The 10,515-nt window shown below is 43.6% G+C and carries 6 protein-coding genes; 3 read left to right on the top strand and 3 right to left on the bottom strand.

The annotated features are described in order from the left end of the window. Positions 1-375 precede the first annotated feature (375 nt). Positions 376-1,143, top strand: coding sequence for a ribosome biogenesis GTP-binding protein YihA/YsxC (gene yihA / locus B3V51_RS02415; protein WP_286707907.1), 768 nt, complete (start codon positions 376-378; stop codon positions 1,141-1,143). Positions 1,144-1,228: 85 nt separating this feature from the next. On the opposite strand, the gene B3V51_RS02410 is transcribed toward yihA, so the two are convergent. After that, positions 1,229-1,942, bottom strand: coding sequence for an HAD family hydrolase (locus B3V51_RS02410; RefSeq protein ID WP_212563950.1), 714 nt, complete (start codon positions 1,940-1,942; stop codon positions 1,229-1,231). A 139-nt stretch (positions 1,943-2,081) separates the two neighbouring features. After that, positions 2,082-3,092 carry an RluA family pseudouridine synthase gene (locus B3V51_RS02405; RefSeq protein ID WP_212563951.1) on the bottom strand — a complete coding sequence of 337 codons (1,011 nt, stop codon included), beginning with the start codon at positions 3,090-3,092 and terminating at the stop codon, positions 2,082-2,084. Positions 3,093-4,292: 1,200 nt separating this feature from the next. Between B3V51_RS02405 and B3V51_RS02400 the strand changes: the two genes are divergently transcribed. Continuing rightward, the gene (locus tag B3V51_RS02400) at positions 4,293-8,495 is read left to right on the top strand and encodes an Rne/Rng family ribonuclease (protein WP_286707906.1); all 4,203 of its coding nucleotides are present in this window, start codon (positions 4,293-4,295) and stop codon (positions 8,493-8,495) included. Positions 8,496-8,620: 125 nt separating this feature from the next. On the opposite strand, the gene B3V51_RS02395 is transcribed toward B3V51_RS02400, so the two are convergent. Next, positions 8,621-9,550: a DUF808 domain-containing protein gene (locus tag B3V51_RS02395; RefSeq protein ID WP_071002377.1), complete on the bottom strand. Its 930-nt coding sequence runs from the start codon at positions 9,548-9,550 to the stop codon at positions 8,621-8,623. Positions 9,551-9,970: 420 nt separating this feature from the next. Here B3V51_RS02395 and B3V51_RS02390 point away from each other — a divergent pair. After that, positions 9,971-10,515: disulfide isomerase DsbC N-terminal domain-containing protein (locus B3V51_RS02390; protein WP_286707905.1), on the top strand; the 545-nt coding region annotated here is incomplete at its 3' end.

The raw sequence follows: 10,515 nt of genomic DNA, 5'->3' as shown, positions 1-10,515 counted from the left end.
CAGTGCCATGGTCGAATGTTCAATACGTCCTAAATGTCTTTTATTAAACATTGTAACAATATATGTCATGCAAACATAGATAAATTATATTCAGCTTTGTTAATACTAAAAACTTATTCTAATCAACAATTAACTTTAATGTTATCCTACTATTTATATGATGCTAATCGCAGTTATTTCAATAAGTAAGACAGGTAATAGTATAGAATAGCGGATAATATCAAATCGCTAACTTTACAAGGTATGAGCGCTGATGAAGCAGAGCCTCTTACCACTTTTTGCATATTTGCTAAATTGAAGTCATGGCTTAAGCCAACCACCAGCTAACCAGAATTTTATACCCGTATCTAATTTTTTAAGATTAATGAGCCATTTATGAATACCCCGTTTACCGATGTTGCTGCCGAACATGCGCTGTTCAACACCAAAGCTCGTCAGAAAATTCAGCAGACTGAATTTATGACATCAGCGCCCACCTTTAAGCTTTGCCCACCTGATATGGGATTAGAAGTTGCCTTTGCAGGACGCTCGAACGCTGGTAAATCCTCAGCTATCAACGCTTTGACCAATCAGCGCCAGCTTGCACGCTCGTCCAAAACGCCAGGACGTACGCAGATGATTAACTTTTTTAGTATCGGTAACACTGATAGACGACTGGTTGATTTGCCAGGTTACGGTTATGCCGCTGTACCACTTGAGATGAAAAAAGAATGGCAGGTCGAGCTAGAAGAGTATTTAGTATCGCGCTCAAGTCTTGCTGGCCTAGTGCTGATGACGGACATTCGTCACCCACTCAAGTTTTTTGACGAGCAGATGCTGCATTGGGCAAAAGATGGTGACCTACCCGTACACATCTTGCTGACTAAAGCGGATAAGCTTAAGTATGGTGCCTCTAAAAACGCCCTACTCAATACCCGTAAAAGACTCAAAAAACTCGGCTTAAACTGTACTATCCAGTTGTTTTCAGCCTTGAGAAAAGAAGGTCTGGATGAGCTGGCTGGTGTCATGGGTAGATGGTACGATTATCAACTGGATAATGACAAAATCATTGAGAGTAATCTGACACAAAATGATACTGCTAATGATGCTAGTGAACAACTGGCAGCTAACTCAGTGACAGACGCACCAAAAGATGCTGAATAAATATTGTCTTTGCCAGGCATCAAAAAAGGGGTTTGTCGATATTAACGATAAACCCTTTTTTTATGTAAGTTAAAAAGGCTTTTATTTAAGCACACAATAGCTTAGCCAATGCTTGCGGCGTATCAACCTGATATGTCGGCTGCTGAGCGGCAAGCTCTGCACTTGTTGCTGTGCCATAGTTGACCGCGATACTGGTCATGCCAAGCTTGGTTGCCATTTGAATATCATAGATACTGTCTCCGATAAACACGGCATCAGAAACCTCTTTTTGTGTATACGCCAAAATATCGATTAACATCTGCGGATCAGGCTTTGAGCCTGACTCATCAGCACAGCGTGTCATGACAAAATAATCGCGACTGTCAGAGGCATCCAATACACGATCTAGCCCTTTTCTTTTTTTACCAGTTGCAACAGCAAGCTTTTTGCCCTGCTTCTGCAGAGTCTGCAACATATCCTCTATCGGCTCAAAGAGTGGCGTGCAGTGGCTATTAGCAATATAGTACTCTGCATAAGTCTGCTGAATGGCGAGCGTCTGCGACTCATCTGCATAAGGATATAAAATCTCGATACCATTCATTAAACTCAGACCAATGATGTCTTTCACCGCTTTATCAGTCGTCTTAAATCCATGTGCCTCTCCAGCCACATGCATAGAATCCACAATTAAGCCGATAGAATCCATCAGCGTACCGTCCCAATCAAAAATGATCAGCGTTTTGTCAGACAAATCATGCTTATCTACTGACTGAGTATATTGATTGGGTGTTTTAGTGTGAGGTGTCGATGTTTCAGTCATGGATTCACCTTAACGAATAGCAATAGTAAGTAGCAGATACGAAAACGTCACGGCGGCTTATTGATTAAATAAGGTATCGTGACGTTTTCATGTTTCTATAAAGGTCTACATTTTTAGACCAAAATGATTATATTTAGACTTATTCAGGCAACTTGGCTGTCTCTGGTAGCCAATCCGCCATGTCGTCTGGCAATGGTGCGGTAATAGCGTCATAACCCGGAATATCTAAGCGCCACGCATGCAAGCACAGACGATGAACGCCTGATTTATCATGCACGTTATACTTATCATCACCCAAGATAGCATGACCAATATGAGCCAAATGCACACGGATTTGATGCGTGCGGCCAGTTAGTGGCTTGGCTTCGATGAGGCTTACTGGCTGACTATTAATCATAAAGCGATCATGGACGATGATGTCTGTTTGGCTTTCTTTCGCTTGCGGGTCTTGGCTATCTACCTTGACACGGCGTTCGCCGCTAGCAAGTGTATAACGCAATAATGGTGCATTGATACGTTGCTCATTCAGCGCAGGCTGTCCTTTGGCAAGGCATAGATAGTGCTTTTGAATGGTTTTATCTACTAAGTGCTGCTGCAATACTTTGAGTGTTGAGCGTTTTTTGGAGATCATCAACAGCCCTGAGGTATCTTTGTCGATGCGGTGAATCAGCTCTAGATACTTTTTACCCGTCACTTCACGCATGGCTTCGATGACCCCAAAGTCCAAACCACTACCGCCATGCACTGCAATACCAAAAGGCTTGTTTAGTACGATCAAGCCTTCATCTTCATAGACCACGCGGGCGAGCAAGCTTTTAGCAAACTCAGCACTGATGATGGGTTTTTCGCGCGTTGCTAGCTCCACAGGTGCGATACGCACGACGTCTTCACGCTGCAATCTATCATGTGCCTTACAGCGTTTATTGTTGACGCGCACTTCATCTGAGCGAATCATTTTATAGATGTGCGATTTTGGCAAACCCTTCAAGCGATTGAGCAAAAAGTTATCCAAACGCTGGTCGTGCTGATGGCGTGTTACTTCAAGGTAGTTTACCTTGCCGAAGTTGCTAATCTCATCGTCAGCGCTTTGTGGGCGGGTTTTACTATTGAAAATAGCAGGCGCTTCATGGGTAGGAGCGTCGTCAGTCATTTTTGAGTTTGTCATTTTTAGTTAGGTATTTACACAAAGATTTGTTATAGTTTAGCATGTTGAGCGACAATTAAGCAGAGGCGACAGCAATAATCATTGTTGTTTCAGATAGCTGGTCACTGTTTTATTACTTTCCAGTGTTTACTGATTGTTAGTAAAGAGGTCAATGCTATTTACCCTGCTGCTATGAAACGTTTCATCTAATTGTAGGGCCAGTCGTTTAGAGGCATTAGCATTTAAAGGTATTCGTTACCAAACACAGCCCTATAAATTAAAACACTGTATCGAATTTTACTCGGTACCATAAAACAAATAGTGACACTAAATACCATCGCGTTAATAACTTTGACGATCAGTCTATTTATTAACGGATGACAACACCACATTGACTCACTAACTGCATGACAACGACTTTTTTTGATAACTATTTATTATTTAATGATTACTTATCTGATGGTCATTTATGACAGCATAGTTGAGCAAGTATGGGTCGGTTAGCGTTAGGATCGAAAAATAGTTCGATAGCTGCCTGAGTATTGGTGGTCAAACAGATGACGATAAAGAGGTAAATACGATACCATGCTGACAAGCTGGTCCATTACTCTGTTTGCCAAGTACGCCCCGCTGATAACCAAAGCTGTGATACCTAACCTTGAGACACCCAAGATATTATTGACGATATATAAAGAACGATAAATAAAGAGTAACCAATCGCTTTGCCTGAATAGATAACCGCTGACTGATGACGCTACGATATATAGTAGCAATCACGACCGCGATATTATTGTTAGACTTTGAAGGATGAATGGCTACCGCAATATGCCTTTTTAATATCAGTATTTTTTAGACCCGTAGCTGTCCGTCGCCCACGCTTACAACGTGCGCCAACATCACTACCAATAGAACGTACTGACATTAAGAGAGTTTTTATTCGCTGACATATTCATATATGTACCAAGTTTATTGATAATAGAATATAAGTATCATAGCCTTACACCCTATTTTATTTATATTAATGTGAGCACCGCTCATAAGTTCAGGTAAAAGAGCCATTGAAAAAGCCTACGTGCTTTACGAAACCCACGATTTACGTTCTACTGTTCACTGATATCTACAAATGCTAATGTCATATTAGCCACACTTGCCACTATCTTTTAAAGACTGTCTTATCGTTGTTATGCGTACTCATAGGATATAAATATGAAACGCATTTTGATCAACGCAACTCAAAACGAAGAGATTCGTGTCGCCTTATGTACAGGCAATCATCTATACGATTTCGACCTAGAAAATCGTACCCGCGAGCAAAAAAAATCTAACATTTATAAAGGCCATGTAACCCGTGTTGAGCCATCGCTTGAAGCGGTATTTGTCGAGTACGGCTCTCAGCGCCAAGGATTTTTGCCGATTCGTGAAATCTCTGCCGAATACCTAAGCGGTAACCCACGTGATGAAAACATCAAAAAACTGATTAAAGAAGGCGACGAGCTAATCGTCCAAGTCGAAAAAGAAGAGCGCGGTAACAAAGGCGCTGCCCTATCGACGTATGTCTCTTTGGCTGGTCGCTATCTGGTACTCATGCCAAATAACCCTCGTGGCGGCGGTATCTCACGTCAAATCTCAGGCAAGCTGCGCGAAGACATGAAACGTATGCTGAGCAATCTTGATTTGCCAAAAGGCATGAGTGTTATCATTCGTACCGCGGGTATCGGCAAGACGCAAGAAGACTTGCAACATGACCTTAACCATTTGCTTAATATCTGGCAGGCCATCCAAGAACAAAACCAAAAATATCCGTCACCGCGCCTTGTCCATCAAGAAGCAGGTGTCGTTACCCGTGCTGTCCGTGACTATTTGCGTGATGATATCGCTGAGATTTGGATTGATAACGAAAACGCTTATATTGAAGCAGCAGGCTTTATTGATGCAGTGATGCCAAAACAAGCCGAAAAGCTACGCAAATATACCGATTATGAACCAATGTTTTCGCGCTTTAATATCGAAAAACAAATCGAAACGGCCTATCAGCGTGAGGTACGTCTACCATCAGGTGGCTCAATCGTCATCGACCAAACAGAAGCCTTGGTCTCTATCGACATCAACTCAGCTAAGTCGACTAAAGGTTCAGACGTTGCTGAGACTGCTTATCATACCAACCTAGAAGCGGCCGACGAGATTGCCCGTCAGCTGCGTTTGCGTGATATGGGTGGTTTGATCGTTATTGACTTTATTGACATGAATGACAATAAGCATCAAAAAGAAGTCGAAAAGCGTCTAATTGATGCGACCAAATACGATCGTGCTCGCGTCCAGTTTGGTGATATCTCTAAATTTGGTCTGATGGAAATGAGCCGTCAGCGTCTACGTCCATCATTAGAAGAATCAACTGGTTATATCTGCCCACGTTGCCATGGTAACGGTATGATTCGTGACCTGCGTTCATTGTCGCTCTCTATCATGCGTCAAATTGAACAAATTGCGCTCAAAGAACGCCAAGGTGAAGTACAAGCGGAAGTTCCAACCGACATCGCAGCATTTTTGCTAAATGAAAAGCGTGACAGCTTGGTTTATCTTGAGCAAGATAGTGGCACTCGTATCACGATTTTGCCGCACGCCCATTTAGAGTCACCAAACTTTAAGCTGCACTTTAACCGCGACGGATTTGCCCCATCGAGCTACGAGCGTATCACTGATACCCAGCAACAAGAGCACAGTGACCTTGGCTACAATGTCGACTGGCAAACGGCTGAAAAAGAGCGCCCTGAGCAGCAGCCTACTCGCCAGCCTCGTAAACCGTCAAATGATAACAACAAGCAGAGCACAGCCACGCAATCGCAGAACGATACCGTCAATCATAGCAATGATCGCCGTAATCATAAAAATGCTAATGACGCTGCGCCAGCGCGCGCACCACAAGCCAGTCAACCTAAAAACGTTGTAGCGCCAGTCGCAGCGCAAGCTCAAAATGTGGAAGCCACTGCTCAACCAAAAGCAGTCGCTTGGTTATCAAATCTGTTTGCGCAAGCACCGCAAGCCACCACCACACCTAGTGTCAGTAGTCGCGATGCCGCTGAAGCGATCGAGGCCTTGGTAAATACTGGCGCACAAAGCTTAGGCTCATTTGACCAAGTTGATAGCAATGCATTGAATAGTGGCGCTTCAAATAGTGAGCAGCCAACTCAACAAAACAATCATCAGAAAAACGACAACCAACCATCAGATAGCAACGCTAATCGTCAACAGACACGCCGTACTAACGACAGCGATACTGATGACAGCAATAACGAAGACAGAAGAAGACGTAAGCCGCGTAAGTCAAGAAACTCAAAGCCGCGTCAAAGAAAAGAAGCGACTGACGAGACGACTGACCATACCAATAGCGGTGCTGATGAGAAATCGTCTGACACGCAAGGCCAACAACAGCAAGACAAGCGTCAACAGGAAAACAGACGTACGAACGATCGCAATCGTAATAACCGTCAAGACAACAGCAATCGTCAAGACAATAACCAAAAAGCAAACGATCGTAATGACGCAGACAACGTAACTGGCCAAAAAGCTGATGAGCAAGTGCGCGCTAAGCGTAAATCGCATAGCCAACGTGGCTCACGCGGAAAGCTAGAGCGCGGTGAGACGCTAACGGCTGACGATGTTAAGCAAAACAAGCAGCAAAATGGTAAAAATAGCGACGATGCCAATGGTAAAAACCAATCTGGCACACGTCGTAGTCAGGACCCTAATGAAGTCGTGCTACAAGTCAATGAAGCACCGACCAAGCTAAAGGCGTCAGAAGTTGTACACTTATCTTTAGATGATAGCAAGTCCACGCCTGCTAAGCCTCAATCTAGCGATAAACAACGCTCAACAAACGGCACGGCAAAGAACGAGAGCACAAAAGATCACGCTACTCAGCAAGCTGCCAACAAGCCTAGTAACAGTGAGAAAAATACTGACCAAAAAGGTGACAATAAAAAGGGTACGGTAGAGACGTCTGAGAATCAGACTCAAAACAACCAAGAGGCGACTACTAACGCTAAGGTGCAAAACAATGCACCTGATCGTAAGCAGAGCACTGATAATAAAAATCAGTCAGAACAAGCGCAACCAACCTCTTCTAGCGACCAACCAGCCTCTGCTGGCGACGTAGACAGTCAGTCAGTTAGTACAAAAACGGCTGATGCAGAACAGGCCAAAACCAAGCCCGAGCATCAGAAAGCTGAGACCACTGATACTGGTACCACTGATAATGTCAGTAAAGCTGAAGAAGCTAAAAAAGTTCCAGCTAATGACAGTGGTGCCAATGATAAAGGCATGAGTAACTCAGCACTTGAGTTAACACACGAATCACTGTTTGGTGAACGTTACGTGACTGCTGAGAAGTTTGGTCAAGCTAGCAACGACCCACGTGTGGTACGTGCTCAGCAAGCAAAAGCAACACCTCAGGTCGAAGCTACTACTGTAAGTGTAGCAGCGATACGTGGCACCGTTGGTGAGTTTATTCGTGCGACGCTGCCAGACGCGCAAACTCGCTTAGCAGAAAATGGCGTTATCAGCTGCTTTATCGAGACAATTGCCTTGTATAACGAGCAAGCGCAATCTGCAGATAATAGCACCAACGTTGAGAATGCTGTCGATGACAACCATAGCAACAATATGGCCAGTCAGCGCTTTGACTTTAGCAACTATGGCTACCAGCCATTAGCAGCCGATTACTTGGCACGCTTCGCAGCGATGACTCAAGCAGTCAGTCAATTTGCAGTAGCTCAAGGCAAAACCGCCGTTGAACCACGTGCCATTGGCAAGCGTGCCAGCAATGATCCACGCGGTCAGCATCCTGACTACCAAGAGCCAGCTGTGTTGAGTGTTCCTACAAAGCAGACTTCGAGCAATGAAGCATCGCTAGTAAATACTAAGCAAAACAATAGCGAAGTGGATGCACATAACGTTGAAGCGACAGCACTGGCCAATCAAGCTCAGGCTGACCATGTCAGCGCTGATAGTGAGAAATTGCTAGAAGTCGAGCAAGCGCAATCAGCTGCTAACCGTGTAGAAGCTCAAGCCAGTGAAGCACAAGGAGTCAATACGACGGAAGCTGATGCAACACAGGCAGATGTAGAAAAGTCTGATGCAGAAGAGGCTGAGCAAACAACCGAATCTAAAGTAGAAGAATCTGCTAAAGAGACGAGCAAAGATGACAGTCAAGCAGCTAAATCTAAGACCACCATCGCCAGCTATAAAAACATGATCGAGAATGTGGCTGAGCAATTGCTGCCACAGACCGGCATGTTTAACCTGACGACGCCGAAGGTTCCAAAGGCACGCAGTCGCAAGCCCAAAACGGATCATAAAAAACCGACCCAAGCTGAGAAGCTTGCGTCTGATGATACCGATAGCGAAAGCTAATATATAGAAGCAGAAATATAAAAGCCCCAAAGCTACTAATAGCTTTGGGGCTTTTGCTTTAATAGGTTTTTGTTTAATTATCTATTTAGAATAAAATTGGACATAAGATAAAACCACAAACCAGCTTAATGAGTAGAAGAAGCCTTATCATCTTTGCCGCGAACTTTATCAATAATGGTAAGCAATGCCACAACTGCCACACCGATAATAAAACCAATAACACCATTTAATACGGTGGTTGTTACTCCTTCAAAAATACCAGTGAGATGTGCGATATCCTCTACACCGTGATGCAAAAAGCCAATACCATGTACTAAGATACCGCCACCCACTAAGAACATAGCCAACGTCCCTGCAATGGATAAAAACTTCATGAGCTTTGGCGCGGCGGCAAACATCACCTTACCTAATTTCTTCTTAAACGTGCTTTCTTGCTCCATCAGATGTAGGCCTGCATCATCTATTTTGACAATACCAGCGACCAAACCATAAATACCAATCGTAATACCAATTGCCAAGATGGACAATACTAAACTGCGTTCTAGCAAAGTAGCACTTGCCGTTGCGCCTAGTGCAATCACGATAATCTCAGCGGATAAGATAAAATCTGTACGTATGGCCCCTTTGATTTTTTCTTTTTCAAATGCCACTAAATCGACTGTTTCATCGGCATTGGCTTTTCGGCGAGCATTTTGTTCTTCATCATGTGGCAATGCATGTGGCCAAAACCGATGTATGACTTTTTCAGCCCCCTCATAAACCAAGAACAGACCGCCACACATCAATAAAAACGTGACAAGCGGTGGATAAATCGCACTAATCAATAACGCTGCTGGTACCAAAATGAGCTTATTGATGAACGAGCCCTTAGCAACTGCCCAGACAACAGGTAGTTCGCGGTTGGCTTTGACACCAGTAACTTGCTCAGCATTCAACGCCAAATCATCGCCCAATACCCCAGCGGTTTTTTTGGCAGCGACTTTGGTCATGACGGAGACGTCATCCAATATCACACTGATATCATCAAGTAAGGTTAATAAACTGGCACCTGCCATGTGTGCTCCTTAAAGCAAATTTGTTGAAGTAAGTACTACTGAAATCATTAAAACAAAGTTTTTTATTAGAGTTCTTATAAAAACAATTCTTATAATAACAATGCTGTTAGCAGTAGACTACAAGGGCACGTCCATATATTACATAGTACAAATGTATCTTATTTTTTGAATTTGTGTTGTCAGCTATTCTTAAAAGTTGGGATTATTTGCATTTATTAGACAGTGCATTTGAGCTGTCATTATCCATAAATATGCTAATATAGCGATTTTACCGCTTATCTTTACTATCAATCATTTATAAAAACTTCTGTAAAATTAAACCTTTAAAACACTACACAGACACCTTACTATATATTGTAATTCACAACGCTTTGTATATAACGAACTCATGTCTAGGCGCGATGCCTATAGGAAATCCATATGCCGTCATCCATTAGCAAAAACACCACGACGAATAATTTTTTCTCTCGTACTACCCTATCTCGTTTTGTGATGAGTGCCTTGCTAGTAGGTATTGCTGCTGGCTGCTCAAACAATGCAGCGGATGCAACCAGTAATACCAGTGTTGTCAACGCGGCGCAGACCAAGGATGCGCCAGCCAAAGTGTCAGCTGATAATGACTCTGCAGTGGTTAGTGCATTACAAGCAAATCTAAAGGCGTCTGGTATCGAAGAAACCATCGTCTCAGCGGTACCAACAGATATGGATGGTATTTATTGGGTGACTGCTGAAGGGCTACCTTCTTTCTTTACCGATAAGTCCGGTAAGCATATTATCCAAGGACAGATCGTTGCCGTTGGCGGTGCTGCGCCAGTGGATATCAGTGCTGCTTTGGCGGCCAGTACCGCGCAAGAAGCGTTAAAAGCAGTCGATAAAAAAGAGATGATTATTTATCCAGCAAAAGGTGAGACCAAAGCGGTCGTCTATGCCTTTACTGACGCCGACTGTGGCTACTGCCGTAAACT

The sequence above is a fragment of the Psychrobacter sp. UBA2514 genome (assembly GCF_002341255.1).
In the GTDB taxonomy this organism is placed as follows: domain Bacteria; phylum Pseudomonadota; class Gammaproteobacteria; order Pseudomonadales; family Moraxellaceae; genus Psychrobacter; species Psychrobacter pacificensis.
The sequence above is the reverse complement of the archived record's forward strand: the minus strand, read 5'-3'. Positions and strand labels throughout refer to the sequence as shown.

What these genes read in the sequence shown, in the direction of transcription:
- yihA (WP_286707907.1), top strand. Translation starts at nt 376, where the DNA reads ATGAATACCCCGTTTACCGATGTTGCTGCCGAACATGCGCTGTTCAAC.
- B3V51_RS02405 (WP_212563951.1), bottom strand. Translation starts at nt 3,092, where the DNA reads ATGACTGACGACGCTCCTACCCATGAAGCGCCTGCTATTTTCAATAGT.
- B3V51_RS02400 (WP_286707906.1), top strand. Translation starts at nt 4,293, where the DNA reads ATGAAACGCATTTTGATCAACGCAACTCAAAACGAAGAGATTCGTGTC.
- B3V51_RS02410 (WP_212563950.1), bottom strand. Translation starts at nt 1,942, where the DNA reads ATGACTGAAACATCGACACCTCACACTAAAACACCCAATCAATATACT.
- B3V51_RS02395 (WP_071002377.1), bottom strand. Translation starts at nt 9,550, where the DNA reads ATGGCAGGTGCCAGTTTATTAACCTTACTTGATGATATCAGTGTGATA.